The sequence below is a fragment of the Paenarthrobacter sp. YIM B13468 genome (assembly GCF_042788025.1).
Classification (GTDB): domain Bacteria; phylum Actinomycetota; class Actinomycetes; order Actinomycetales; family Micrococcaceae; genus Arthrobacter; species Arthrobacter aromaticivorans.
Genome location: NZ_JBHZPI010000028.1, coordinates 34,782 through 61,331, shown reverse-complemented (window position 1 = coordinate 61,331; position 26,550 = coordinate 34,782). Strand labels below are relative to the sequence as shown.

Here is a 26,550-nt window from a genome sequence, read left to right as displayed (position 1 = left end):
GAGCCCCATGTCCATCCGGCACAGCCTGCTTGCCCTGCTTCAGGACCAGCCCCGGTACGGCTATGAGCTGCGTGTGGAATTCGAGGACCGAACCGGTGCTGCCTGGCCGCTGAACATCGGTCAGGTGTACACCACGCTGGACCGGCTTGAGCGCGATGGCCTTGTTAGCAAAGACGGCGACGACGGCGGTGGCCACGTCGTTTACAGCATCACGGACGCCGGGGTGGAGGAAGTTGCGGCTTGGTTTGAGGGAGCGGTGGGTCGCGACAATCCGCCGCGGAATGAAATTGCCATCAAACTTGCGCTCGCCGTGACGCTGCCGGGCGTGGATGCATCGGCCGTCATCCAATCACAGCGCGAAGTTTCCGTTCGGGCCCTGCAAGAACATACGCAAGCGCGAAAGGCTGTCTCGGCCAACCAACGGTCCTCCGATACGGCATGGCTGCTTGTGCTGGATTCCTTGATTTTTCAAGCCGAAGCGGAAGTGCGCTGGCTGGATCTTTGCGAGGCGCGCATGGTCCAGTCGCAGGGAAACAGAGGGCTTAGTTAGTACGCCCACCGCAGCGCTACTACCGCTTACCGCAAGACCTCCGGGGTTCCTGTGTCACCCCCATCTTCTGTCTGTCCTCATTGTTACCGTGCCCTGACTGTTCAGCGCACCCGCGGCCACAACCGCAGCAGTTCTCAAGGAGGAGACACGGGCATGACCCCTGACCATACAGAACCTGACCAAACAGAAGTTGCGACAGGGCTGGATCCTGCGCTGCCCCCGACTGCCGTTGATGAAGCTGTTCTGGATGCCGAGGAGCGCAGGTGGACTCCGGCGAGGATTGGAATCTGGGTGGCGGTTTCGCTGCTGGGGGCCATGGCGTGGTTCATGCTGGCTTTGGTCCGCGGGGAGACGGTGAACGCGATCTGGTTTGTATTCGCGGCGGTGTGTACCTATTTGATTGGTTACCGTTTCTATTCCAAGGTCATTGAGCGGTACTTGTTGAAGCCTGATGACCGGCGAGCGACTCCGGCGGAGTACAAGGCTGACGGCAAGGACTACGTTCGCACTGACCGTAACGTCCTGTTCGGCCACCACTTCGCGGCTATTGCGGGTGCTGGACCCTTGGTGGGCCCGATCATTGCGGCCCAGATGGGCTATCTGCCCGGCACTATCTGGATCATCATCGGCGTCGTTCTTGCCGGCGCGGTGCAGGATTACCTGGTCATGTTCTTTTCCATGCGCCGTGGTGGCCGTTCGCTGGGCCAGATGGCCCGTGAGGAACTCGGTGTCATCGGTGGCACGGCGGCGCTGGTGGCAACGCTGCTCATCATGATCATCATCGTGGCCATTCTTGCCCTCGTAGTGGTCAACGCCCTGGGTGAAAGCCCGTGGGGTGTGTTCTCGGTGGGCATGACGATTCCCATCGCACTGTTCATGGGTGTCTACTTGCGTTATCTCCGTCCGGGCAAGGTCATGGAAGTGTCCATCATCGGCTTCGTGCTGCTGATGGCAGCGATCATTGGTGGCGGTGCCGTGGCCGGTACCGAATGGGGCGCAGCGTTCTTCCACCTGGACAAGGTCACGATCGCGTGGGGCCTGATCATTTACGGTTTCATCGCGGCGATCCTGCCTGTGTGGTTGCTCCTGGCGCCGCGCGACTACTTGTCCACGTTCATGAAGATCGGTGTGATCGTGATGCTCGCCGTCGCGATCATCGTGGTCCGCCCGGAAATCAGTGTCCCGGCGTTCAGTGAGTTCGCGGGACGTGAGAACGGCCCGGTCTTCTCCGGGGCTCTCTTCCCGTTCCTGTTCGTCACCATCGCCTGTGGAGCGTTGTCCGGTTTCCATGCACTCATCTCTTCGGGTACCACGCCCAAATTGATCGAGAAGGAACGCCAGACCCGCTTCATTGGCTACGGCGGGATGCTGATGGAATCCTTTGTGGCCATCATGGCGCTGGTGGCTGCCATCTCGATCGATCGCGGTATCTACTTCGCCATGAACGCACCCCTCGCACTCACGGGCGGCACCGTGGAATCCGCAGCGCACTGGGTGAACAGCCTTGGCTTGGCCAACGTCAACATCACTCCTGAGGTTTTGGCGCAGACGGCCAAGGACGTGGGGGAGGAGAGCATCATCTCGCGCTCGGGTGGAGCGCCCACCTTGGCGGTGGGCCTGGCCCACATCATGCAGCAATTCATTGGCGGGCCGGCAATGATGGCCTTCTGGTACCACTTCGCCATCATGTTCGAAGCCCTGTTCATCCTTACGGCCGTGGACGCCGGAACCCGCGTAGCCCGGTTCATGCTGCAGGACTCCATCGGCAACTTCGTGCCCAAGTTCAAGGAGCCCGCATGGCGCCCGGGCGCTTGGCTGTGCACGGCCGTCATGGTGGGAGCCTGGGGTGCGGTGCTTTTGTTGGGCGTTACGGATCCCCTGGGTGGGATCAATACGTTCTTCCCGTTGTTCGGCATCGCGAACCAGCTCCTGGCTGCCATTGCCCTGGCAGTGTGCATGGCTATTGTTGCCAAGCGCGGGGTGTTCAAGTGGCTGTGGATCGTCGCGGTCCCGCTGGCTTTTGCCGCCGTCGTGACCATTACGGCCAGCTTCCACAAGATCTTCTCGCCGGTTCCCGCCGTGGGCTACTTCGCCAACAACCAGGCGTTCTCCAAGGCCTTGGCCGATGGCAAGACGTCGTTCGGCACCGCCAAAACGGTGGAAGCCATGGAGGCGGTAGTGCGTAACACTATGATCCAGGGCGTGCTGTCCGTGATCTTCGTGGTCTTGAGCATCATCGTGATCCTCACGGCAGTGATCGCTACCATCAAGGCCTTCCGTGCCGGTGGAGGCAAGGACCACGAGGATCCAGCAGTAGCTTCCAAGGTCTTCGCCCCCGCCGGGCTGTTCCCGACCCCGGCAGAGAAGGAGTTGCTCGCCGAATGGAACGCCTTGCCGGCCGGGCAACGCACACAAAAGGCCGGGCACCACTAATGCACGCCGTCGTCAAGGGCTTCCGGGGCTTCGCCGCCTACATGGGCTCACTCATGGGCGCTGACGCGTACCGGAAGTACCTGGACCACTTCACCGCCACAGGCCACCCCGGTCCCGCCATGACAGAACGCGAGTTCTGGCGGGACCGGACGGACCGGCAGGACAACAACCCACAAGGCCGCTGCTGCTGACGGTTAGTTTCGCTACGAACGAAGTCCAAAACCCGGTCCTGGACCCAGGTTCCCGTGAACCGCATGAGAGTATGAACGGATGAGCGATCTGAACGACATTCAGCCCACGGATGAGGCTTCGGACGACACCCCCGTGGAGGGAACCACCTTGGACGAGGGCACCAGCACGCCCACAGAAGAGCATTCGGGCAATGCGCTACCTGTCAAGGATTCCAAACCGCGGGGCACGAACCTCCAGGAACTTGTTGACGAGCCAGCCAAGGTAATGAGGATCGGCACCATGATCCGCCAACTCCTTGAAGAGGTGAAGAGTGCACCGCTGGACGATGCTGCCCGGGGCCGGCTCGCAGAGATTCACGAGCGCTCCATCAAGGAACTCGAGGACGGACTAGCGCCGGAGCTCATCGAAGAGCTGGAACGCATCAGTCTTCCCTTCCCAGAGGAGAAGGCGCCATCGGATGCAGAGCTTCGCATCGCCCAAGCCCAGCTTGTCGGCTGGTTGGAGGGACTCTTCCACGGCATTCAGGCTGCTGTCGCGGCACAGCAGGCCGCAAAGGCACAGATGCAACTCCGTCAGCTTCCGCCGGGAACTGTCATTGCGCCCGGCATTGTCATCGGCGAAAACGGTCAACCCCAGCGGGCCGCCGCACCGGGTGCGCCTGGTGCAGCGGCCCAGGGCCGTCCCGAAGATCCGGACCATGGCCCGGGCCAGTACCTCTGAGTTTGACCGTGGGTTTCTTTGGGGCCGTCCGGCAAGGGCGGAAAGACGATCTTGAGCTGGGTAAGGGGCTGTGGCGCCGCGCCCACGATCGCTTTCACCGCGGATTGGACCGGTACCACCAAGTCCTTGAGGGTGTCGACGACGATCAGCTCTACAAGGAACTCGTGGAGATCGCGAATGAGCTGGCTGAGTTGTCCCCTCGTGTGAGGACTGTCTGCGTGGAAGCCCAAAAGAGGTCACCGAGCGATGGCTTGGACGTTCCTGGTTCTCTCGCAGGTGTTCACCGTGCTCTGTCCAAGGCTGGGAATTCCTTGGCCACTACGGCAGAAGCAGCTGCCATGCTTCGGCTGGCCGTTGGACCCGTCCCTGTGGGCGCATTGTCCGTTAGGCGCCGTGCGGAGTCAGTCTTCGAGCAGGTTGCCGACGCCGAACGCCAACTGCAGGCTCCAGAGATCCAATAAAGGGGGCGTACGCAACTACTAGCGCACGCCTATATTTTCAGATCGCAAATAGTTAAGCGGATAGCTGATCTCTGTAATATTTGGTGCCTCAGGCAACCCATTGCTGGCAGGATGGCAAACATGACTTCGTCACCAACACTTACTTTCAACGACGGCAACACCATCCCCCAGCTCGGCTACGGGGTGTGGCAAGTTGAAGACGATGTAGCCGAAAAAGTTGTGCGCCAAGCGTTCGAAGCGGGCTTCCGCCACATCGACACCGCAAAGATTTACGGTAACGAGTCTGGGGTGGGCCGCGCAATTGCTTCTTCTGGCCTTTCCGCCGAAGAAATCTTCATCACCACCAAGCTCTGGAACGCCGACCAAGGCTATGAGTCCACCCTTGCCGCGTTCGAAGAATCCATGGACCGCCTGGGCCTTGAGACCCTGGATCTTTACCTCATCCACTGGCAGCAGCCCAAGCAGGACAAGTTTGTGGACACCTGGAAGGCCCTGATCGAACTCAAGAGGCGTGGCCGGGTCAAGTCCATCGGTGTTTCCAACTTCACGGTTGAGGGACTGCAGCGCATCATCGATGAAACCGGAGTTGTTCCGGTTATCAACCAAGTGGAACTGCACCCGTTCTTCAACCAGTCCGAGCTGCGCGCGTTCAACGCCTCCAAGGGCATCCTGACGCAGGCTTGGTCGCCGCTGGGCCAAGGTGGGGAACTGTTGGAGAACGCCACCGTGGCCGAAATCGCAGCCAAGCATGGCGCCACCACGGCCCAGGTTGTCATCGCATGGCACTTGGCCATCGGCAACGTGGTCATCCCGAAGTCGGTTACCGAATCCCGTATCCAGGAGAACTTCGCCGCCTTGGGCGTGAAGCTGGACGACGCCGACGTCGAGGCCATCAGTGGCTTGGACCGCGGTGCCGAAGGCCGCATCGGCCCGGACCCGGCAGTTTCCGACTTCGCCTAGTCGCGTGGCCTGACTTAGTCCCGAAGCCTAACTTAGGTGCCCCACACCCAAATGTCCTTTACTTGGGGTGGGGCACTCGCCGTTAACGCCCGACGGCGGTACTCGCCTGGTCGCGTGGGCACCTCAAATTCAGTCTCAGCAAGCCGGCCGGTTGAGCACGTCGCTGGATACTCGTTGTTTGAGCAGCGAACCGCCGGGGCCCATGAGCAGCTTCCGGTCCTTCACCATGATTGTTCCGCGAAGCACGGTCATGCTCGGCCACGCAGCGACTTTGTAGCCCTCCCAGGGTGTGTAGTCTGCCTCGTGAAGATCCGAGGCAGTAATTTTCCGCTCCGCACTGGTATCCAGTACTGCCAGGTCAGCGTCGCTGCCGATCGAGATGACGCCCTTCTGTGGATAAAGGCCAAGGATCTTCGCCGCATTCGCAGACGTTATATCGACGAAACGCGTCAGGTCCAGGCCACGCTTTGCCACGCCTTCGGTGTACGCCACGGCCATTCGCATTTCCACTCCGGCGTGACCACCGGTGGCGTCGAATATGGTCTTGCCACGCGTTTTCACGTCCAGATCGGTGCACACTCCATCGGTGGCCAAGGTGCTGAGCGAGCCATTGAGCAGCGATTCCCACATCGAGTCACGGTCATCCTCGGACTTCAGCGACGGGTACGTGTGGTAAATTGCGCCGTTCTTCTGCCGGTAGTCGTCGGCTGTGAAATAGGCGTAGTGCGGAAGGATCTCGCCGTATACAGCCTGGCCACGTCCGCGGGCCTCGCGGATGGCGTCGACGCCTTCGCGTGCACTGACGTGCATCAGATAGATGGGTGCACCTACGTGCTGGGCAAGGGTAATCGCGCGCTGAAAGGAGAGTTTCTCTGAGAGGTTGTTGTGTGCGTGATGCATGTATTCGATGCCGGTCTTGCCCTCGCGCTGCAACTTCTTGTAGGAGTACATGACGATGTCGTCGTCCTCGGCGTGCACGGCAAGCATCGCGCCGGCGGCAGCCGTTTGCTCCATCAACCCCCACATGTTGCCCAGGTCAGTTTTCTGTTTCGGGCGGGTGGGCGTCGTATTCGTCATCCACACCTTGTAGCTGCCATGCCCGCCTGCCACGGCGTCTGGAATCTGCTCCAAAACTTCGAAGGGGATTTCAGGTTCCTTGAACGTACCGTGGAGCGCGTAGTCCGTGTACGTGGATCCTGACCACTCGGCCGACTTCCGTTCGAACGACTCGGACAGCTCGTCACCGGGCTTCCAGTGTGCGAAATCAACAAGCGTGGTGGTCCCGCCGTAAATGGCGCCCTCGCTGACGCGGTCCGGTCCGAAGCACATGATGCCGCTCTCGGCAGCGGTTGGAAGGACGGAATTCGTGTGGACGTGGGGGTCCACGCCGCCGGGCACCACAAGCTGACCCTTAAGGTCCACCACCTCCCGGGCTTCGTCGGGTGCGCCCGCGCCCGGTGCGCGGAGCGAGACGATCTTGCCATCGGAAATACCGATATCCAGCTTGCTGGCACCGGAGGGCGTCACGACCAATCCGTTGGTCAGAAGGAGATCAAACATCTGAAACCTGCACATTCATAGTGTCGGAAGCATCAAGGGAGAAGGGTTCGACGCTGAAATAGCGCGAGGCCAGGGTTACTTTGGCTGAGACACGGGCATTGACGAGCTGCGAGACGGAAACGTCCGCGGCCGCGCTAAGGAGCATTGCAGTCCTCTCCCGCGACCATTTCCTGTCCGCCTGGAGCATCTCCAGCATGTCGTCCAACGCGAGCCTCGCAGCCTCGTCGAGCGTCTCGCCGTCGCCCATGGTGATGACTGAACCGCCGCTGAGGACCACTGGCCGCTTGATACCAGAGTCGGGACTGGCTTCGCGGGGGACAACCGTGCATGACAGCCGGACGCTGCCTTCCACTTCGACGGCGGTCAGCGAGCATTCGCCGTCGCCTTGGGCTGCGTGCAGGTCACCGGCGTACAGCATCGCTTCGGCCACTTGGGCAGATATGACGACGGCGGCACCAGCCGTCACGTCCTTGCAGTCCATGTTGCCTCCATGAATTCCCACGGTGCTGGAATTCGGGCCGGCACCGACAGGTGCCACACCAATCTTCCCCACCATGGGCCGGATGGGAATAGTGATCCCGTCGCTGAACACCACCTGATCGTCAACGATCTCCACCACGTGGCCGGCCCGGCCGAGGCCGCGTGTGAAGCCGCCTCGGCCGGGAAGGGTGACCATCGCTCCACGGTTGGCGATTCGGATTTCGTGGACGTCGACCCGAATGGCATCACCCGGACTCACGCCGCGGACGGCAACGGGGCCAGTGACGGGAATAGACAATTTCTCGTACTCACCTGTCTCTTCGAAGAGTCCTCCGGTGAGCAGGCTTCGTGCGTCCAGCCAGAAGTGCTCGCCCTGATTGACGGTGAGGAGGGGACGGGCGTTCGCGTCAAAGGACGGGGAAGCGTTCTCGTAGCCTATGCGGGGGACGGTGGGCAACGTTTGAATATTCTCCATTCGTGGCCTCCTCTCAGGACGGGTAGACGGGTGTAGCCCACCCCTGGTCTTCGGCAACGCGTCCTACGACGGCCTGCCGATAGAGTTCCTGAAGACTGCGGGTGATGTCCCCGGCCGTTCCCTGACCGATGGTGGTGCGGTCCACTGATGCAACGTGGTTGACCTCTGCAGCGCTGCCGCACACGAACACTTCTTCGGCGGAGTAGAGCTCGGTGCGGTCTATCGGGCGGATATCGACGTCGAGTCCTAGTTCGGTGCGCGCGAGATGCAGCACGCTGTCCCGTGTGATTCCCTCCAGGATGCTGTCTGTCACCGGGGGAGTGCACAGCTTTCCTTGGCGCACCATGAAGACGTTGTAACCGGCGCCTTCGGCGACGTGTCCGCTCTCCGTAAGCAGCAGGGCAGCGTCGTAGCCGTTACGTTTGGCCTCCAACAACGCCAGCCGACCGTTTTGGTAGTTGGCAATCGACTTTATCCTCGGTGGCATGGACCGGTCAGACAGCCGGGCCCAGCTGCTGATCTGGACATTCAAGCCAGTGCCCCCGAAATAGTTGCCCATGGGAATGGCTGCCATGAATACGGTGGAGGGGCCGGTGTCCTCCGGTTTGCCATCCTTGGAGTCAACAAACACCTGGGCCCGCATGTGGAGGTTGCCGCGCAGATCGTTGGCTCGGATCAGCCCCAACAATTGATCGCCGAGTTCACGCACGTCCTGCGGTCCATCGATCTCCACTACCCTCATGGAATCGATCAGCCGCTTCATGTGGTCCGCCACCCTGAAGGCATAAAGCTGTTGCTCGTCTTCGCTCCAGTACGCACGGAAACCCTCAAAAACTCCGACGCCATATTTCAGCGAGGTGCTCAGCACATGGAGGCGGGCGTCAGCGTAGTCGACGAGTTCGCCGTCGTGGAGCAAGTACTTCACGGGCTGACCGTGGGCAGACTGTTTGATGGCTACTGCTGATTCTTGAAAGTTCGACATAGTGGGTTTCGTTCCTCATCTGGTCTGTGGCTGCTGGACTCGACAGCACGCCAACTTCAACACAATCGGCTCTTGCTCACTATATTGAAGTCACTTCATCATGGTGTCAATGGGATGCGGGCCCCTATGACGTCCGTGCCGTCAGGCGGGAGGGCTCGCCGTCGGACCATAAAATGCGCGCGCACCCCATCGCGATCCCTGCAGAATCCACGATTTTCAGGAAAAGAGTGCAATTCGTCACACTTGCAGCTACAGTCAAATTCAATAAAGTGATGAGACTTTGATATGAGGCACCAGCCCGACAAGGTCCGAACAGGAGCTGAACATGCAACAGCCACCGGTCCTGCATCAGGACGATCTTCAATACATTGCGAGTGGGTTTGATGCCACCATGACCACCTCCTACTTCGCTCCCAACAACACGGACAACTCCGCGAAGGAGGTCCCATGAGTATTCAAGGACTCCCGCGCACATCGCCAGGCCTCCGCGTTACGGGGTGGGCGCGCCGGGGCCAGACCCTTCTGATCAACCAATCCAGTGCGGTCCTGGTCGCCATTGCGGTGGCCATCATCGTTGGCCTGCCCCTCATGGCAATGTTCGCCCCGCTCCCGCATGATCCACTGCGTCCGGACACTGACGCGATCGCCATCGCACCCAATGGAACGCACTGGTTCGGCACAGATGGCAACGGGATGGACATTTTCTCCCGTACCATTGAGGCCGCCAAGCTGGACCTTCCCGTTGCCCTCGCAGCGACAGCGTTGTCGCTTGTGGTGGGCGTTCCGCTGGGATTGTTTGCCACGAGCGGCAGGTTGGGCGACGTTATTATGCGCATCATTGACGCCTTCGCGGCCTTGCCCATCATAGTGATCGCCGTCGTCGCCATTAAGCTCATGGGCGGCGGGGCCGCCGACGTCGTTCTCGCCATAGCGATCGTGGCAGCACCGCGTTTTGTTCGACTCTCGCGGGCGTCCGCCATGGCCCTTCGTTCGGCCCGCTACGTGGAGGCTGCGGCGGCGATTGGTTGCTCACCCATCCGGATCGCCTTCAACCACATCTTCCGGAACGCGTATGGCGTGGTCCTGGTGCAGGCAACGCTTACCGCGGCCAACGCCCTTGGAACTATTGCGGCACTGAACTTCCTTGGAGTGGGCGTCAAGCCGCCCACCCCCACGTGGGGAGCCATGATCAATGACGGGGTGAGCATGCTTATCCGTGGTGAATGGTGGGCTGCAGCATTCCCCACGCTGGCAATGCTCCTGGCCATCGGTTCACTCAACGTGATCGCAGGGGCAATCGAAACCAAAATCGAGCGAGTGGAACGGGCGCGATGATGACAGGACTTCACGTACGGGACTTGGTGACCGAGTTCCACTCCCGCAGTGGCGTGACGCGTGCCCTGCACGGTATCTCCTTCGACGTCGGCGCCAACGAGATCGTCGGTGTGGTGGGCGAATCAGGATCGGGTAAGTCCACTGTGGTGCGCTCGGTCATTAAACTCCTCATGCCGCCTGGACGTGTCATGGAGGGCACTGCCGAATTCCACGGTGAGGATCTCATTCGCTTGCCGGAGCGGCAGATCCGTCGCGTCCGCGGCAAGGAGATCGGCTTCGTGGCGCAGAATCCCTTTAGCGCCTTGAACCCTGTACTGCGCATAGAAAAGCAGTTCGCGAATATAGCCAAGGCGCACGGAGTCCAAGTCGACGCCGGCTCGCGTGGCCGGGCGCTGGACCTGTTGGCTTCCTCCGGCGTCAACGATCCAGAACGCGTGATGCGCGGCTATGCCCACGAGCTCAGCGGCGGAATGGCCCAGCGTGTAGTCATCGCCATGGCTTTGTACCTGAACCCCCGTTTGGTAATCGCGGATGAACCGACGACGGCGCTGGACCTCACGGTGCAGCGCCAAGTGATGGACACATTGTCCAGGCTGACGAAAGAGAGCGGCCGTTCCATGCTCATTGTCACGCATGATCTTGGTGTCGTGGCTAATTACTGTGACCGCGTACTGGTGATGTACCAGGGCAGCATCGTTGAGCACGGGCCAGTATCCGAAGTGTTTGTCCGGCCGCAGGACCCCTACACTGTTTCGCTGCTTAATTCCGTAGTACAGCCGAAAGCCGGTCCGTCCGGGAAGGGACGCCCGGACGCAGCCGTTTCGGACACGGCCGTCTCGGACGCAGCCGTCCCGCGCGCTGCCGCATCACGCACAGTCGTTTCGGACACGAGCCAGCCAAAAGTGGCCGGTGTTACGCGTCCTACTGAACTCTCCGAATCCAGGAGCATCTGATCATGCCCATCATTGAATTGAAGGACGTCAGGAAGACGTTCCGAAGCCCGCAGGGGCTGCCGGTGACGGCCGTTGATGGTGTCTCGCTCTCTGTGGAGCGCGGTGAGACCTTGGGGATTATTGGTGAAAGCGGCTCGGGCAAGTCCACGCTTGGCCGTCTGATCCTCAGGCTCATTGAGGCAGATTCCGGCACAATCATGCTGGAAGGGGAGGACATCCGGCAATTGTCGAAAGCGCAGCTGCGGAAACGGCGCCGGCGCTGGCAGATTGTCTTCCAAGAGCCTTTCGCATCCCTGAATCCACGCCTGACTATCCGGCAGATCGTTGAGGAACCCCTCATTGTCGCGAAGACGTACGGTTCCCGGGCGGAACGGCTTAGCAAGGTAACGGCGACGCTGGAAGAAGTGGGCCTCTCCCGGGAGTTCCTGAACCGCAGGCCCGCAAACCTCAGCGGGGGCCAACAGCAAAGGGTGGGAATTGCCCGCTGCCTCGTCACGGATCCCACGCTGGTGGTCCTTGACGAGCCCACCTCGTCTCTCGACCTGACCATCAGGGCGTCCATCCTTCGCATGCTGGCAGAGCTGCAGCTTGCGAGGGGTCTGACCTATGTGTTCGTCTCACACGACATTGAGACGGTGAGGCACTTCTGTTCAAGCGTTGCAGTCATGCACCGTGGGAAATTCGTTGAGACGGGATCCACGGATGACGTCCTTTCCAATCCGCAACAGGCTTACACCCAGGCCCTGATGGCTGCGGCAATGCCACCCATTCCGTACACTCCAGGAGAAAGGGCGGCCACGGTATGATCCGCTACATTCTGTCCCGAATCGTCATTGCCTTCCTGCTTCTTTTGGGACTCATCACCTTGAGTTTTGGCTTGGTGTCCCTGCTTCCGGGAAACCCTGCAATTGCTCTCTTGGGCGAGTACGCCACGCCCACCGATATCGCCCGGATCAATGCTCAGTTAGGACTGGATAAGCCGTTCTGGGAACGCTACCTGGATTACATCGGCCGCACATTGAGCGGTGACCTCGGCAACTCGTTCTTTACGGGAAGTCCGGTATCAAGCGAGATCTGGACGCGGCTGCCCAACACCTTGGTCTATTTGGTTCCCGGGCTCGTCCTGGCGCTGCTCATCGGTATGGGCATGGGCACATGGGCGGCCTACCGATATGGGCGGGGCGCGGACAGGGCCTTCACGGCAGGTGTCTCGGTCCTCATGGCAATGCCCGAGTTTGTCCTGGCTCTCCTTCTCCTCTTCATCTTCTACCAGCAACTCCATCTGGCCCCTGCTCCGCTGGGAATGCTGTCCAGCTCGGATATTCCACCGCCCAGGGTCACGGGATCCCTTGCCTTGGATGCGGTGATAGCCGGACATTGGGGAACGATGCAATCCATCCTGAGCCGGGCTGTGCTCCCCATTATCACCATGGGCTTGTTCTTCGCGGCCCCGTTCGGAAAGACGGTTCGGACAGGCCTGCTCCAAGTGCTGAATTCACCCCAGATTGAATTTGCCAGGGCATGCGGACTGAGGCCCTTGCAAGTTTTCCGGTATGCGCTCAGTGACGTTCGCGGGGCTTTGATGACGTACATGGTCCTGCTGTTTGCCGCTGCACTCAGCGGCGCGGCCATCATCGAAAGCGTGTTCTCCTGGCCAGGGGTGGGCGGATGGTCGCTGGATGGCGTTCTCAAGGGCGATGTGCCCGTTATTCAGGGATTCGTCCTCATTATGGGTGCCACTAGCCTCTTGGGCTACGTGTTGCTGGATGCCCTCATCACGCTGATGGATCCGCGAACGCGCAACAACGTGATCCGTGGCGTGAAGCGTCCTTCCAAGCTGCGGCCTGTTGCAGAGCCGGTCGTGCAACAGGGTTGAGGCCCTCTCTGGAAGAAAATCCTTGACAAACCCTCGATATTCAATAGATTGAAGATATGTTCACTTCATTGCATGCAGACAAGTTGACGGTCCTCGGGGGGTCAATCCCGCTCGACGGCCGCGTAAGTTGGGTTCCGCAGGGTGCAACAGGATTCCAGCCCTCCAACGCCTACCTCTTGAGCGAGGGCTCCTCAAGACTCCTCATCGATTCCGGATTGGCTGTCCATCGGGAAGAGATCCTGGAGGACCTGGCAACGCTGATCGGCGAAGGCGGGGGAGTCTCCATCTTCTTCACCAGAAGCGAGATGGACTGCGTGTCCAACCTTGAGCCCATAGCGGGCAGGTTCGACATCGAGCGGCTGTTCACTGGAGGGGTCATCAATCCCTTCGACGCTTTCGATGACGTGAGCCGGCTGGCGCTCCGCGGCCGCCGTCACCAGATTGACGCGCAGCGGACGGAGGAAGGCGATTCGATGGCGCGGGCCGCCGAGATCGAGATAGGTCCTGGACGCGTACTCAGTGTCGAATCTCCCCTGCTGCGGCTCCTCCCCACCTTCTGGGGATGGGACGAGGAAACAGGCACATTGTTTACTTCGGACACTTTCACCCATGGCGTCATGGAGCGTCCCGACGGCCAGCGCGTCATCGACTCCACAGTCGAAGACACCACAACAGTGGAACAGGTGGCCGGCCACCTCTACGCGAAGTACGAGTGGATTCCGCGCTCCACATGTGGGCCCTTGAGGGAATGGCTCCAGGACAAGTTCGACTCCCTGGACCCCGAGATCGTGGCACCCTCCCGCGGTTGCGTCTTGAAGGGACGCGACGTCGTGCGGCGTCACCTGGATTTCATGCTCGACGCCCTTACCCCGCAGTTGGTTTAGGAGACCATCATGGAAGAACAACTCGTAGAAACTATGAGCAGCGACCTCCCTCGCAGCGTTGCGAAGGGCGTCACCTGGATGAGTTCCTGCCTGCCTTTCCACCTGGCCGACCGTGTGATCCACGGCCACAATTCCACGTACCTTGTCCAGGGCGGGCACTCGTCCATACTGGTGGACACCGGTAACCCCTCCAGTTGGCCCATCATTTCCCGCACGCTCGACGAATTGCTGGGTGGCGGCGAACTGACCTACGTTTTTCCCACGCACCCCGAGCTTCCACACACAGGAAATCTTCCGCGGCTTGTGGAGAAGTACCCAAACATCCAGGTAGTGGGCGATATCCGGGACTACCATCTGTTCTACCCTCAGATCGTTCCCAACCTCCACGCAAAGGTGCCTGGAGACCGGATTGACCTGGGTGGTCAGGAGTTTGTTGTGGTGGAGGCCCTTATCCGGGACCTGCCAAACACTCAATGGGGGTTCGCTCCCGAAGCCGGCGTGCTTTTCACTGCCGATGGCTTCTGCTACATGCACCGCCCCGAGCTCGACGATGAAGACCCGGTACATCTCCCGGGCGAATGCGGACTCACCACCAGCGAACTTTCGGTGCCCATCGCCGTCGAGAATGCTGCGTTCTTCACCGGCAGCGCACTCTATTGGGCCCGCTTCGCCAACGACGCGGACGCAGTCTACGATCGCGTTCTTCATCTTATTGATGAAATTGGCGTTAAATCCGTGGCCCCAACCCACGGCAATTTCATCAGCAACATCCGCGACGTGGAGCCCATTATCAGGGCTGGCCACAAGCGGGCCTACCGCTACGAGACCGCACAGTCGTAGCTTCCCCCAATAAACGGAGTCACACCATGAAAAGTCTGCGTTTGCTCACCGGGGGCGCTGCTGTCGCCCTCACCACGTCCCTTGTCGCCTGCGGCGGGTCCACCCCGCAGCCGGCAGCCAGCCAATCAATCGACAACGTTGTTGTTGCTGTTGGAGCCCTCCCGGACAGCCTGACGCCGGCGCCCTGGGGAGGCAGTGCCTCGCACGTCGTCCTTAGCGGCCTCGGTTCGCAATTACTCGAGTACAAATCCGCAGCCAGCGATGGCAAGACCTGCCCCGAGCCGTCCACGGAGGTTACCGGCCGCCTGGCCGAAAGTGCCCAGCCGAGCCCGGACGGGACCGGCGTCGTGGTCAAACTCCGCAAACTCACCAGCCAGTTCGGCAACACTCTATCGGCCGAAGACGTCCGATGGAGTTTGGATATCGGCATGAAGCGCCAACCCGTCATGAAGGGCACGCTGAAGAGCAGCGGGTTCAATGTGGACAATTTGGTCAAGGTGATTGATGACCAGACCATCCAGTTGAACACCACGGGCCTGACGTCCTACACCGAAGAATCGCTGCAGAACAACCTGTTCTACATCCACGACAGCACCGAGGCGAAGAAGCACGCCACTGCTGACGATCCGACGGCGAATGCCTGGCTTTCGAAAAACCTCGCCGACTACAGCGGCTGGAAGCTGGAAGAATTCACGCCCGGTGCCTCGTTGACAGTGACGGCGGATCCCAAATGGGAGGGTACGCGTGGATCTGTGAAGCGTGTGGTCGTCAAGGCTGTCCAGAGTACCGCAACGCGCAGCCAGCTCGTGGAGGCCGGCGAAGTGCAGGTGGCCAACGGCTTCGACTACGACCAGTACAAGTCCCTGGAAAAGGCTCCGGGCGTGACTGTCCTGAACTGCCCCAGCCAAACCCGCGACACGATGATGATCAACACCAAGACGGGTCCGCTGGCCGACCCCAAGGTTCGCCACGCCCTGTCCACGGCCATCGACCGTGAGGCTTTGGTGAAAGGTGCCTACGCTGGCTTCGGCGAACCGGCAGGATCCATCTTCCCCATGGTGGAAGATTCGGCCATCTATAAGTTCGACAAGGACCAGGCTAAGAAACTGCTGACGGAGGCCGGCTATGGTAATGGCTTCCCGCTGACCCTGAGCTACAGCGCCACCCGTCCGGGTCCCGTGGCCGCAAAGTCTGCTGTCCTGATCCAGTCCATGCTCAAGGAGGTGGGCATTGACGTCCAGTTGCAGAACGTCGCCAGCTCCACCGACTTCTCCACGGCACTGATCGAAGGCCGTTACCAGGCAGTGTTGTACTCCGAGCCGATTGTGATCGCAGATCCTGCCTTCTACAGCTACGCGTTCTACGGAACCGGGGCCCCGAGCAACAGCACGGGATGGTCCAACCCGGAATTCGACAAGGCCCGCGCGGAACTCGCCGCGACGCCGGACAACCAGGCGGACAAGCGCACCGACCTTCTCAAGAAGATGGCCGCGCTGGTAGATGACGGCGCCGCGATCCTCTCGCTCGTTGAAACGAAGGGCGTGCTGGTCACCAAGACCGGGTTGTCGGGGGCAGTGCCCCTGACCAACGGCCAGATCTACTTCAACTCGCTCGGCCGCTAGCGTCCACGCAGCCTCACATGGTGCCGGCCGATCGTCGTCGAACCCGGCCGGCACCACCTCACAGAAGGAAGTCCCCCATGATTGAAATCTGCGGCAAGCAGGTCCGCGATACCCTTCAGGAATTGCTCGATCCGGCCACGACGGCCCTTGTGGTGATCGACATGCAGGAAGGCGCAGTGTATGCCGGTGGCGCAATTGGTGACTCCGGCCACGACCTCAGCATGATGCCGGCGGTCGCGAAGCGCTGCGGACGGGCCATCGAATCAGCCCGGAAGAATGGCGTGCCGATCTTCCACATCCGCGTGGAAAACCTGCCCGACGGCGCCAGCTCACCTCCCGCCTGGTTGCGGGCTTTGTACACGGCTGCCAATGGCCGGCCCATTGACCTGGGCAGGCTCAGCCTCAAGGGCGATCCGGCCACGGAGTTCTGCGCAGAGTGCCGGCCTGAGGAGGGGGAGGTAGTTATTACCAAGCGCCGGCCCAGCGCGTTTGTGGGCACTGAATTGGCGCTCCTCCTGCGCAGCCAGGGCATCGAATCCGTGGCACTCGTGGGAGTTTCAACCGGTGGATGCGTCGAGGCGACGCTGCGTGATGCCGTCCACAACGACTTCTATGCGGTCTTGCTGGAGGACGCAGTGGGCGCGTACGACACCGTGGTCCATGACGCCGCATTGACGGTGATGAAGGCCCGCCACGATGTCTGCAGCTTGGATGAGGCCATTGCGGTTTGGGACTCGGCCAAGGCCGCCTAGGCCATCCTCCGGGGACTGAGAGAGGAGAAGTCGTTGAAGTCACACACAGCCCAAGCGGCAGTCGTCGCCAACGACGCCCATAGCCTCATCGGTAGCCGCGTTCACCGTCTGGGGGCTGACATCCTCCTGGACGAGCATGTCAGTTGGTGTCCGCCTGGCGTGCGCGTCACCCAGCCCGTCAATTGCTACCTCATCAAGGGAAGCAAAGGTTCAGTGCTGGTGGACACCGGCATCCGGCTTCACGAGGCGGAAATCATTCGGCAACTGGACGCCCTTCTTGAACCAGGCGAACGGCTCGCCGTCGTACTGACGCGAACGGAAATGGAATGCTGCCTGAACCTTCCGGCGATCGAGGCCCGGTTCGACGTCGAATCTGTCTGGTACACCGGCGGCATCACGGTGCCAAGGACCACAGCTGTCCCGCGGCGCATCATGGTCACCCCGGGGACATCACTTGATGTTGAGGTCATGGACGGCCTGACACTGCAGTTTGTCTCGCCCCTGATGCGGCTCCTGCCGACCTTGTGGATCTTCGACCCCGAATGTGGGGCACTGTTGACCTCGGATTCCTTCACCCACGGTTCTTATGGCGCGTCGAATGCCAGTGCAGGCCTCCATAAGTTCCGGTGGTTTGCCATGGCTGATACGCATGACATTGCGCGGGACGTTGAAGAATCCGTTGGCCGGCTACACGTCAATGCCATCGGGCCCAGCTATGGCGAGCCCATTGTTGGCCGGGCGGAATCCCTTGCTGCGGCCGAGGCCCTTGCCGCTGCGATCAGGAGGGTGGGCATTCAATGAGTTTCAATATTCCGGGCGGGGAGACCGCTACTGGCCGCGTCATTGGTGAAGGTGCATACTGGCTCGGCGGATGCCTGTCAGCCAGTGCCGAAGGCCAGGAAGTCCACTACCACGTGTCTTCCTACCTTGTGATCGGATCGAAAGCTTCCATTCTGGTGGACACGGGGGATCCGGCCCACCGGGACACTGTCCTGGCACAGCTGGAGCGTGCTCTCGGAGGACGGACGCTCGACTACGTCTTCCCGACGCATCCGGAAATCCCGCACGCAGGAAACCTTCCGTTCCTTCTGGCCCGTTACCCGTCGGCAGTGGTAGTGGGGGACGTCCGCGATTATGCACTGCATTTTCCCGAGTATGCGGACCGCCTCATGGCCAAGGCTGCCGGAGAGTCTTTGGACTTGGGCGGCAGGGAATTCCGGTTCCTTCCGGCCTACATCCGGGACCTGGAGAATACGCTCTGGGGGTATGACTCCGGTGCCAGGATCATGTTCGTTTCCGACGGCTTCTCCTACATCCATGACATTCCGGCGCCGGATGAGGACGATGAGCCCGTGCATTTGCCAGGGCAGTGCCGGTTGCTCTCCAGTGAAATGCCGGCACCCCCTTCCGTCGAACAGGCGGCGTACGGGACGGGCCGTGCACTGTACTGGACCAAATTTGTCGACGTCAGCTCAGCCTTCCAGGCAATCGAAGACACTTTGGCGAGCCACCCGGCCCGGCTGATCGCCCCCGCGCATGGAAACGTCATTGACGACGTCGACAGCATGCTCAAGACGTCTCTGGCGGCGCACCGGAAAGTTTATGAAGGGTCACGATTGTAAAGTGAAGACTCATCAATATAATGAAAATGCATGCCGCGATTGCCAGAGAAACGTACTAGCCATTCCAGTGATCCGGGCTCAGCAGGAATCCGAGAAGGATGCTGCGATGGATGCCAACCAACAGCAAGGAGAGAGACAATGCGGGACCTGATTGGATATGGGGAGAACCCTCCTGTTGTCACTTGGCCGCATGGCGCCAAAGTGGCTGTCTCCTTGGTGTTGAACTATGAGGAAGGCGCCGAGAGCTCCATTGAGGCCGGTGACGAACTCGACGAGGATGTCTCGATCTTTGGCGGCTGGTCAGCCGACCCGTCGCGGCGGAGTCTCATGAAGGAGTCCTTCTTTGAGTACGGCAGCCGTGTAGGCATCTGGCGCTACCTTGGGATGCTCCGGGAATACAACCTGCAGGCCACGGTCATGGCTTGTGGAGCAGCACTGGAGCGGAATCCTGAGGCGGCCCGTGCGATTGTGCGGGACGGGCACGAGATCTGCGCCCACGGATACAAGTGGCGCGGAACCGTGGGAATGGAGCCGGATGAAGAACGCAGGGAGATCCGCAAGTCCTTGGCCGCCGTCGAGGCCGTTTCCGGTGTGAGGCCGGTCGGCTGGTATGTGCGGGAAGGCATCACTGAGAACACGCGGACGATTCTGGCCGAGGAGGGCGTGCTCTACGACTCGAATTCCTACGCCGACGACCTTCCGTATTACGTCCAGGCGGGCTCGCACCCCCACTTGGTGGTGCCTTACTCCGGAGACACTAACGATGCTCGCTTCTGGGGTAACGGCAGCCTGGGTACCGGCGAAGACTTCTTCAACGTTTTGAAGGACACCCTCGATTGCCTTCTCATCGAAGGCGAGACGGTACCGAAAATGATGTCGGTAGGGCTGCATTTGCGCATCGGTGGGAGGCCCAGCGTTGCCCACGGAGTGCGCCGGTTCCTTGAATACGCCCTTGCCCAAACCGGCGTCTGGTTCGCTACGCGCGAGGAAATCGCGCGGTGGTGGAAGGAGCACCCGCCTGTACAGTCCGAAGGCATCAAGGCCCAAGCAGCATTCGAAGGTGCGGCCTGATGCGTCCGGGTGAGGCGGGGACCGCCCCAGTCAGACTTGACCGACTGGTGCACAACGTCCATGAGCAAGGCTTCACGGCCTTGGATAAGGTGGGGCTCAACGGGCAGCGTGACCAAGGGCTGGTCAGTACGCTCATCTCCAGGGACCTGAGCGGGTCTGATGACCTCTGCGTCAGCTGGGGAAGGATTCTGCCTGGTCAGCACCACTTGTGCCACCACCATCCGGATGCGTCCGAGTTTTATGTGGTCCTGGGTGGAACGCCGATCGTCCACCTCGGAGACACCACATACCGGGCAAAACCAGGCGACGCTATCTACATCCCGCGTGGCACCACACACGGGATCACCAACGATGGCAAGGAGAACGTGGAGCTCATCGTCGGAGTCAGCAAACCTGCCGACTGGGAGTTCGTTCCGGACGAATAACTTCCCCTGCGCCCGGGCGCCCTGCGCTGTTCCATTTCCTCCCTTCTCAGAAAGAATCCCCATGATCAAGGAACCGGCTGCCGCCGTTGGGCGCAGCGTTGGCATCATCACTGCAGATCCCACCCCGACGTTGCTTGCCCTGCTCGCCCGTACCGGAGTGGATTTCGTGGTCCTCGATGCAGAGCAAACCGGGATCACAATCCGGGACTGTGGCGATGTAGTCCAGCGACTGGCAGGCTCCGGCGTGAAGGTTGCGGTGCGGGTGCCTGACTTGGACCCCAACACGCTCCTGGCCTTCGCCAATACCGGCGTTGAAGAGATTGTGCTGCCTCAGGTGCGGACAGTAGACCAGCTTGAACGTGCATTTGAAGCCACCCGATATGCCCCCGGGGGATCCCGTCCGCGACAGGTCACGCCCGCTTCGGCCTTTGGCATGGATTATTCGTTATCTCCTCTGCTCACAGTGTTGTTCGAGACGGCGGAAGCCGTGGAACGGGTCAAGGAATTCGTTGACAGTGATGCTTTTGGCGGCGGCTGGGTGGGACCCACCGATCTGGCAGCAGACCTCCTACGGCAAGGAGATGAGCGGTCCGAAGCCTTGCAGGAAGCCACGCAGCGTGTAGTTGACGTGGTATCAGGCGCAGGCAGCAGTATCGGACTGCCGGCCCCCGGTTTGACCAAGGCGGCAAGCGTATTCGACCGCGGTGCCGATCGCTGTGCGGTCTATTGGGAGAAGGAAGTCGCCTCGCTTCTGACAAACTATGCCGGTTCGCGTGCCGCATGAGCGCCAATGACCCGGGCGGCGCGCCCGTCGAATTTGCAGCACCAAAAAAGATGCCCACTCGAAATCATCTTCGATATACTGACGGAAATCCGAGGGCTAGTGAAGGAGTCGGCGTGGAAAGCACCGAAACGGCAAGCACCGAAGTAGCCGAGCCACAAGAACGCGACTTCTGGATTTCACATCTCGGGGTCATGATCAAACAGCAGCGTCTCGGCCGGTTTACCGTGGAAGAGCTTGCTGAACGCGCAGGTGTTAGCGCCGGTCTCATCAGCCAGATCGAGCGCGGCATCGGCAATCCGTCCTTTGCCACCCTCCTTCGCCTTGCGAACTCCCTTGACCTGCCGTTGGCCAGCATGTTCACTGACCCCAACGAGGGCCAGGACCATATGTTGGTTCGGCGCGCAGACCGGCGCCGCATCGAAATCCCGTCGCAGGGGATCATCATGGAACTCATCGTCCCCGATTCGGAGCGGAAGCTGGGTGTCATCAGCATGACCATTCCGGCGAACTTTGAGGGCGCACACGTTCCGCACTCGCACGAAGGCGAAGAGTGCGTCATCCTCCAAGCAGGCAACCTGGTGGCAACCATTGGGGGTCAGGACTTCGTGCTGGAGGCCGGAGACAGCCTCACCTATGATGCTTCCTTGCCGCACTGGTGGAGCAACAAAACGAACTCGGCCGCCGTGATGCTTGCAATCTCAACACCGCCGTCCCTAGGCAAGGCCCACTAGGCGTGGGCGTTCCCGGACCGGCGACGCGGCTGGGGATTCTTGTCCCGTCGAGCAACTCGAATGCGGAAACCCTCACCGCCGCGATACTGGCGGGTCAGCCGGACCTGGGAGTCCACTACAGCCGGTTCCGCTTGCCGCCAAGCCTCGATGACGCCGTGGATCTAGGCGTTCTCGGTGAGGCGCCGGCTTTGTTGAACGACGCTCATCTGCAGGCCATCGCGTTCCACGGCACGTCAGGGTCCTGGACGGGAATCACTCGCGATAGGGGTCTTTGCGCCGAGCTGGAGGCCGTCTGCGGCGCGCCGGCGACCACCGCGTCCGTGGCTGTCGTAGAGGCCGTGAAGGTCTTGTCAGCCACTCGAATCGGGCTCGTTTTTCCTGGTCCCCATGACATCGCCCACCGGATTAGGCAGGAGTATGCCAACCACGGAATCGATGTGCAGACCATGTCGGTTCCGGAGGCGTCGATGACGAATCCGCAGATAGCCCTTTTGGGAGCCCGCGAGATCGAGGCCATGATTCGCCCCGCATTCGGGAACGCCGTTGACGCAGTGGTGTGCGTTGGCACCAACCTGCGTTCCGGCTACTTGGTGGCTGGCTTGGAACAGGAGTTCGGCATTCCCGTGGTGGACAGTGCGATTGCCACGCTGTGGCACATCCTCCGCATAGCCGGCGTCGCTCGTCCAATCCAAGGATGGGGAGCGCTGCTCGCCGCCAATTAGCAGCCGGCATCGTATTGTCGGCCGGGCATTCTCTTCCCGTCCGCCCATAAGGTGGCCCTACGCCTACGCCTACGCCTCCGCTGAGCCGGCCGCCGTCGGCTGCTCCGGCGTCGTGATCTGAATCCAGGCGTTCACAATCTCTTCGCGCGTGGCAATCCACGCCCCGTTCTTGCGCGCATGGGCAATGAAGTGGTCGAGCGCGCCAATATACGCAGGCCTTCCGATCAGCCTGGGGTGCAGCCCGACGCTCATAACTGAAGGGCCGCCGCGGGGATCATCAGCGAGCAGCTCAAGGGCGGCGATCAGGTGGTTTCCGAATGCTGCGGCAGTGGGAAATTGCTTGAAGAGGCCGGAATCATTGGTGTCGCCGGCGTAGGGCAGCACGGGGAGATCCGGGTTGGAGGATCCGGATCCCCGATGCGGCAGGTCGTCATTGAAGCTGTTCGACTCGTACGTGAATCCGTTCCCAGCTAGCACTTTGCGCGTCCCCGGTTTGAGTCCATCCCGGGAATACCAGCTCGTGGGGGAGCGTCCCGTGCTGGCCTCGATGGCGTCGCGGGAGGTGCGGATGAGGCGTGCCTCTGCGTCGTCGTCGAGGTCGGTGTGCGTGTCCCACTGGTGACCATGATCGGCTATTTCGTGCCCGTCGCGGACCAGGGCCGCGGCAATAGGAGGGTTAAGTTGCAGCGCCACCGCGCAGCAGAAGGCTGTGGCCTGGACGTCGTGTTTCCTGAGGAGCCGCAACAAGCGCCAGATACCTGCACGCGAACCGTATTCGAAGGCGGATTCCAGTGTCAGGTTCCGGGCGGCCGATGCACTGGCTGGGATCCAATGGGCTCCGAGGTCATTGGCACCGTCGCCTCGGGCAATGCTGCGTTCCGCGCCTTCCTCGACGTTGATCACCAAGGAAACTGCCACTCGCGCCCCGCCCGGCCAACGGAAATCAGGCGGGGTTTCGCCGTACCCGATGAAATCCCGCTCCGTCCCTGCCCTTGCCACCATCGTTCTCCGTCCGGGGGTTCCGACACCGCATCCTTGCGGCTATAGTGAAGCAAACTTCGATATGATGAAACTAGCCGAGAGGGGCGCGAATGTCTACGCTCATTCGCGGAGGCACCGTTGTTACGGGCTCCGGCGAAACCGTCCTGCCCGCCGGAGCAGTCGTGGTTCGGGATGGCCGCATCGCAGATGTGCTCGACCACTGGGACATGACCCTGAGTTTCGCTGGAGAGGTCATTGATGCTTCCGGGTGCGTCGTCATGCCCGGCCTCATCAACGTGCACACCCACGGAGTGACGCCCGGCCCGTTGTTCCCGAGCGCAGCACCGGCGCTGCCCGCGGAGCGTTGGATGGGCAACTTGGATAGGCATCTCCTGTCGGGCACCACGACGGTCCTTAACCTGTGTGGTTTCGCTTCCATGGACGAAGTGCGCGAAGCCGACCGCCGGCACTCGGTGCACGTCCGGGGCGCCACCACCCATCTGCCGCACTGCGTGCAAGCGGCCGCCATGGCTGACGGGCACGGTCTCACTGCCGTCTCCCGGGAACTGAGCGTCGAACAGATGCTCGACGACGGTGCTGTCGCCATTGGAGAACTGGGCGGCGGCCAAACGCTCGGTGGAGGAGGCCAGGATCTGGTCTACATACCGGCTGCCATCCACAAGGCCTCCGGGATCCGCATCACCATCGACCAGGCCCGGCGCATCAAAGAAGCGGTGTTGGGCCGGTTCATCGATGTCGCGGCATTCAACGTAAATGCCTTGGCGGAAGCTGCCAAGGAGGCCGGGCTTACTGAGGCCTTCACTGCAACCCAGCTCGCGAAACTCGTGACGGACTCGGTCATGCCGTCCTTTGTCCCGGCTATCGAAGGGATCCGGGAAGGCATTCGGGCAGCGTCAACGTTCGGCGTGCCGGCAATTGTCCACAGCGCGTCCGCGACCGCCAACGTTCTGCGTCAGATGATGCTTGAGCTTGACGGGAGCGGGGCCACAGTCATAGCCGCGCACGCTAACCATCCGTCTCATACTCCCGATGAGGCCCGCGAGCTGGCTGTTCTGGGAAGGAAGATGGGGTGGCCCGCCGAGGCATCCGTGTTCGATCTCCTCCACCGCCGGCACACCGTGAAGACACGCGAGCACTGGGACATCCTGCTTCGGGAACCAGAACTGATCTCAGTCATCGGCACGGATTATGGGCATGACGGAGACCATGATGAGTTGATCTCGGCCATTGAAGACATAGCCGTGCATGGACACCGCTCGTTGGCCGGCGCCGTTGCCATGGCTACCTCGGCCCCGGCCGACCTCATTCCCGGCATCGCGCCCGGACGTGGGCGGCTTGAGGCCGGTCGCATGGCGGACGTGGTTGTGGCCAGTGCCGATGAACTCCGCGATGTGCGGCTGGTCCTGGTGGACGGCGTCTGTGTGGTCCGCGATGGGAAACTCACGCCAGAGGCGCATCGATGAGCGAAAACGTGGACGGAGTCCCACCATTGAATAGAGTCCCACCTTTGAACAGGGAACAACTCACTGTAATCCGTGGATTAGTGGGCGATGCGATTGCGCAGCAGGACCTGCCCGCGCTGGAAAAAGCGTATCGCGACTTTCGCGCAGGGATGGATTCACTGAAGGCTGACTTTGAACAGCAACTACGCGTCGATGAACAGAAAACCCCAGCAGGGCAGGAGGTGCCGCAGTGAACCAAGAATGGAAAATGGGCATCGCCGAGGCGGCGGGCCTCCTTCGACGACGGGAGCTTTCGGCAGTTGAACTGCTCGACTCCGTGTTGGATCGCCTCCAGGCCACAGAGGGGTACGCTCACGCCTGGGCGCATGTGGATGAGAGCGCGGCGCGGGAAGCGGCCCGCACCGCCGACGAGCTGGCAGCGAAGGGTCAGTTCGCGGGCGCCCTCCACGGCATCCCTCTGGGAGTGAAAGACGTCATCAATGTCCGAGGCATGCCAACCGAAGGGGGCTCAGAGAGTCTTCGCGGGATTATCGCGGAAGAAGACGCCGGAGCCGTACGCCAGCTCCGGGCCAATGGTGCCGTGATCCTTGGAAAGCTTCAAACACACGAGTTCGCATTCGGGCAGGGGACACCGCCGTCACGAAACCCATGGAGCCCTGACCGATACGCGGGAGGCTCCAGCGTTGGATCGGGCGTAGCGGTGGCCGTTGGATCGATTCCCGGCGCTTTGGGCACCGATACAGGCGGCTCGGTACGGAACCCGGCTGCCATCAACGGTTTGGTAGGGCTGAAGCCAAGCTACGGCGTCGTGTCTTCTTCAGGGGTCCTTCACGTGTCCCACACCATGGACCACGTGGGACCCATTGCCCGGAGCGTTGAAGACTGCGCGGCGCTTCTTGATGGGATGGCGGAGCCGAAGGGGATTTCCTTGCTCGGAGGACCCGTGTCGGCGCAAATCCGGAAACTCTCCGGGCCTGCAAGACTTGGGGTTGATCGCGCCATTTGGACACAATGGGGAGTCGCGGACGGCGTCGTGGAGGCTGTGGAAAAGGCGCTGCGCGTACTCGCGGACCTTGGGTTCGAGATCGTGGAGCTCCCGCTTCCCGAACTTGATCTCGCACTGCATGCCAGTGTTGCGATTTCACTCTCCGAAGCGGTAGTCCATCACCGCGCGCGGCTAGGAACCTCCGCTGAGCGATACTTGCCCGCCACCCGAATCATGATTGAAACGGGAGCGTTGGCCTCGGAGGGAGATATTGAGCTGGCTTGGCAGGTAAGGCACTACCTCCGGTCGTTTATACCAAGGGTCATGGCGCAGGCCCGGGTCCAGGCACTGGTTTCGCCCACCCTGCCGGCGATCGCCCCTTTTGCCAGCTCCATGTCTTCTGAACTCACAGCATCCCCGGGCGAGGATTCCCTTGCGGCTGCGTTGCGGATGCTCTCGGCGGCCAACCTCACTGGGATGCCGGCGGTCAGTGTGCCCTGCGGCTTTGCCAACGGCCAACCTGTCGGTCTGCACATCATGGGACAGCAACACGCCGATGCCACAGTCCTGGCGATCGCCAACGCCTACGAGCGCGCAACCCAGTGGCACCAACAGGTGCCGGTTCATGTGTTGCCGCTCGCCGTTGCCGAGGGAATGCCCCGGTCCTGAC

General features: G+C 61.2%; 29 protein-coding genes. 25 read left to right on the top strand and 4 right to left on the bottom strand.

Annotation, left to right across the window (positions count from 1 at the left end; translation table 11 throughout):
• The first annotated feature begins 7 nt into the window (after positions 1-7).
• The 6 genes from ACFX4T_RS22260 (at position 8) to ACFX4T_RS22235 (ending at position 5,316) form a co-directional block, all read left to right on the top strand.
• Entirely contained in the window at positions 8-550 is a 543-nt protein-coding gene (locus ACFX4T_RS22260) for a PadR family transcriptional regulator (RefSeq protein ID WP_216921319.1), read from the top strand.
• Between the two features lie 153 nt (positions 551-703).
• Positions 704-2,983: a carbon starvation CstA family protein gene (locus ACFX4T_RS22255; protein WP_377654194.1), complete on the top strand. Its 2,280-nt coding sequence runs from the start codon at positions 704-706 to the stop codon at positions 2,981-2,983.
• Entirely contained in the window at positions 2,983-3,174 is a 192-nt protein-coding gene (locus ACFX4T_RS22250) for a YbdD/YjiX family protein (RefSeq protein ID WP_216921314.1), read from the top strand. The genes ACFX4T_RS22255 and ACFX4T_RS22250 overlap by 1 nt, the downstream gene beginning before the upstream one ends.
• Before the next feature lie 79 nt (positions 3,175-3,253).
• The gene (locus tag ACFX4T_RS22245) at positions 3,254-3,895 is read left to right on the top strand and encodes a bacterial proteasome activator family protein (protein WP_216921311.1); all 642 of its coding nucleotides are present in this window, start codon (positions 3,254-3,256) and stop codon (positions 3,893-3,895) included.
• 8 nt (positions 3,896-3,903) lie between these two features.
• Complete coding sequence (locus ACFX4T_RS22240) at positions 3,904-4,356, top strand: hypothetical protein (RefSeq protein ID WP_377654191.1); 453 nt, start codon at positions 3,904-3,906, stop codon at positions 4,354-4,356.
• Between the two features lie 120 nt (positions 4,357-4,476).
• Complete coding sequence (locus ACFX4T_RS22235) at positions 4,477-5,316, top strand: aldo/keto reductase (protein WP_377654189.1); 840 nt, start codon at positions 4,477-4,479, stop codon at positions 5,314-5,316.
• 135 nt (positions 5,317-5,451) lie between these two features.
• On the opposite strand, the gene ACFX4T_RS22230 is transcribed toward ACFX4T_RS22235, so the two are convergent.
• From ACFX4T_RS22230 to ACFX4T_RS22220, 3 genes are read right to left on the bottom strand one after another with little or no spacing between them, the layout of a single operon-like run.
• Positions 5,452-6,876 carry an amidohydrolase family protein gene (locus tag ACFX4T_RS22230; protein WP_377654187.1) on the bottom strand — a complete coding sequence of 475 codons (1,425 nt, stop codon included), beginning with the start codon at positions 6,874-6,876 and terminating at the stop codon, positions 5,452-5,454.
• Positions 6,869-7,831: an acetamidase/formamidase family protein gene (locus ACFX4T_RS22225; protein WP_377654185.1), complete on the bottom strand. Its 963-nt coding sequence runs from the start codon at positions 7,829-7,831 to the stop codon at positions 6,869-6,871. The genes ACFX4T_RS22230 and ACFX4T_RS22225 overlap by 8 nt, the downstream gene beginning before the upstream one ends.
• 13 nt (positions 7,832-7,844) lie before the next feature.
• Positions 7,845-8,813, bottom strand: a complete 969-nt coding sequence (locus ACFX4T_RS22220) for a branched-chain amino acid transaminase (RefSeq protein WP_216921295.1) — start codon at positions 8,811-8,813, stop codon at positions 7,845-7,847.
• A 325-nt stretch (positions 8,814-9,138) separates the two neighbouring features.
• On the opposite strand from ACFX4T_RS22220, the gene ACFX4T_RS22215 reads away from it, so the two are divergent.
• From ACFX4T_RS22215 to ACFX4T_RS22140, 16 genes are all read left to right on the top strand, one after another.
• On the top strand, positions 9,139-9,264 hold the full coding sequence (locus tag ACFX4T_RS22215) for a hypothetical protein (RefSeq protein WP_256449671.1): 126 nt from the start codon (positions 9,139-9,141) through the stop codon (positions 9,262-9,264).
• Entirely contained in the window at positions 9,261-10,148 is an 888-nt protein-coding gene (locus tag ACFX4T_RS22210) for an ABC transporter permease (RefSeq protein ID WP_377654182.1), read from the top strand. Before ACFX4T_RS22215 ends, ACFX4T_RS22210 begins: the two co-directional genes overlap by 4 nt.
• Positions 10,145-11,101: an ABC transporter ATP-binding protein gene (locus ACFX4T_RS22205; protein WP_377654180.1), complete on the top strand. Its 957-nt coding sequence runs from the start codon at positions 10,145-10,147 to the stop codon at positions 11,099-11,101. Before ACFX4T_RS22210 ends, ACFX4T_RS22205 begins: the two co-directional genes overlap by 4 nt.
• A 2-nt stretch (positions 11,102-11,103) precedes the next feature.
• Positions 11,104-11,907, top strand: coding sequence for an ATP-binding cassette domain-containing protein (locus tag ACFX4T_RS22200; RefSeq protein ID WP_216921292.1), 804 nt, complete (start codon positions 11,104-11,106; stop codon positions 11,905-11,907).
• A complete protein-coding gene (locus ACFX4T_RS22195; RefSeq protein ID WP_377654178.1) occupies positions 11,904-12,977 on the top strand; it encodes an ABC transporter permease in 1,074 nt (357 codons plus the stop codon). Before ACFX4T_RS22200 ends, ACFX4T_RS22195 begins: the two co-directional genes overlap by 4 nt.
• A gap of 56 nt (positions 12,978-13,033) precedes the next feature.
• Positions 13,034-13,861 carry a hypothetical protein gene (locus ACFX4T_RS22190; RefSeq protein ID WP_216921290.1) on the top strand — a complete coding sequence of 276 codons (828 nt, stop codon included), beginning with the start codon at positions 13,034-13,036 and terminating at the stop codon, positions 13,859-13,861.
• A gap of 9 nt (positions 13,862-13,870) precedes the next feature.
• Entirely contained in the window at positions 13,871-14,701 is an 831-nt protein-coding gene (locus ACFX4T_RS22185; protein WP_377654176.1) for an MBL fold metallo-hydrolase, read from the top strand.
• A 26-nt stretch (positions 14,702-14,727) separates the two neighbouring features.
• Positions 14,728-16,323 (top strand): ABC transporter substrate-binding protein, encoded by a 1,596-nt coding sequence (locus ACFX4T_RS22180; protein WP_377654174.1) that lies wholly within the window; start codon positions 14,728-14,730, stop codon positions 16,321-16,323.
• A gap of 77 nt (positions 16,324-16,400) precedes the next feature.
• Complete coding sequence (locus ACFX4T_RS22175; protein ID WP_216921287.1) at positions 16,401-17,075, top strand: cysteine hydrolase family protein; 675 nt, start codon at positions 16,401-16,403, stop codon at positions 17,073-17,075.
• Positions 17,076-17,108: 33 nt separating this feature from the next.
• Positions 17,109-17,876 carry an MBL fold metallo-hydrolase gene (locus ACFX4T_RS22170; RefSeq protein WP_377654172.1) on the top strand — a complete coding sequence of 256 codons (768 nt, stop codon included), beginning with the start codon at positions 17,109-17,111 and terminating at the stop codon, positions 17,874-17,876.
• Positions 17,873-18,697: an MBL fold metallo-hydrolase gene (locus tag ACFX4T_RS22165; protein WP_377654170.1), complete on the top strand. Its 825-nt coding sequence runs from the start codon at positions 17,873-17,875 to the stop codon at positions 18,695-18,697. Before ACFX4T_RS22170 ends, ACFX4T_RS22165 begins: the two co-directional genes overlap by 4 nt.
• Before the next feature lie 138 nt (positions 18,698-18,835).
• Positions 18,836-19,768 (top strand): polysaccharide deacetylase family protein, encoded by a 933-nt coding sequence (locus tag ACFX4T_RS22160; RefSeq protein WP_216921282.1) that lies wholly within the window; start codon positions 18,836-18,838, stop codon positions 19,766-19,768.
• Between the two features lie 47 nt (positions 19,769-19,815).
• Positions 19,816-20,193, top strand: a complete 378-nt coding sequence (locus ACFX4T_RS22155; protein WP_377654167.1) for a cupin domain-containing protein — start codon at positions 19,816-19,818, stop codon at positions 20,191-20,193.
• A gap of 61 nt (positions 20,194-20,254) precedes the next feature.
• Complete coding sequence (locus ACFX4T_RS22150; protein WP_377654165.1) at positions 20,255-20,977, top strand: aldolase/citrate lyase family protein; 723 nt, start codon at positions 20,255-20,257, stop codon at positions 20,975-20,977.
• Positions 20,978-21,090: 113 nt separating this feature from the next.
• Positions 21,091-21,708 carry a cupin domain-containing protein gene (locus ACFX4T_RS22145; RefSeq protein WP_216921277.1) on the top strand — a complete coding sequence of 206 codons (618 nt, stop codon included), beginning with the start codon at positions 21,091-21,093 and terminating at the stop codon, positions 21,706-21,708.
• Positions 21,709-21,710: 2 nt separating this feature from the next.
• Positions 21,711-22,430 carry an aspartate/glutamate racemase family protein gene (locus ACFX4T_RS22140; RefSeq protein WP_377654163.1) on the top strand — a complete coding sequence of 240 codons (720 nt, stop codon included), beginning with the start codon at positions 21,711-21,713 and terminating at the stop codon, positions 22,428-22,430.
• Positions 22,431-22,499: 69 nt separating this feature from the next.
• Here ACFX4T_RS22140 and ACFX4T_RS22135 read toward each other — a convergent pair whose 3' ends face one another.
• Positions 22,500-23,432 carry a polysaccharide deacetylase family protein gene (locus ACFX4T_RS22135; protein ID WP_377654160.1) on the bottom strand — a complete coding sequence of 311 codons (933 nt, stop codon included), beginning with the start codon at positions 23,430-23,432 and terminating at the stop codon, positions 22,500-22,502.
• A gap of 89 nt (positions 23,433-23,521) precedes the next feature.
• On the opposite strand from ACFX4T_RS22135, the gene ACFX4T_RS22130 reads away from it, so the two are divergent.
• From ACFX4T_RS22130 to ACFX4T_RS22120, 3 genes are read left to right on the top strand one after another with little or no spacing between them, the layout of a single operon-like run.
• Positions 23,522-24,895, top strand: a complete 1,374-nt coding sequence (locus ACFX4T_RS22130) for an amidohydrolase family protein (RefSeq protein WP_377654158.1) — start codon at positions 23,522-23,524, stop codon at positions 24,893-24,895.
• 44 nt (positions 24,896-24,939) lie between these two features.
• Positions 24,940-25,128, top strand: coding sequence for a hypothetical protein (locus ACFX4T_RS22125; protein WP_377654156.1), 189 nt, complete (start codon positions 24,940-24,942; stop codon positions 25,126-25,128).
• Positions 25,125-26,549, top strand: coding sequence for an amidase (locus ACFX4T_RS22120; RefSeq protein WP_377654154.1), 1,425 nt, complete (start codon positions 25,125-25,127; stop codon positions 26,547-26,549). Before ACFX4T_RS22125 ends, ACFX4T_RS22120 begins: the two co-directional genes overlap by 4 nt.
• The last annotated feature ends 1 nt before the right edge of the window (position 26,550 follow it).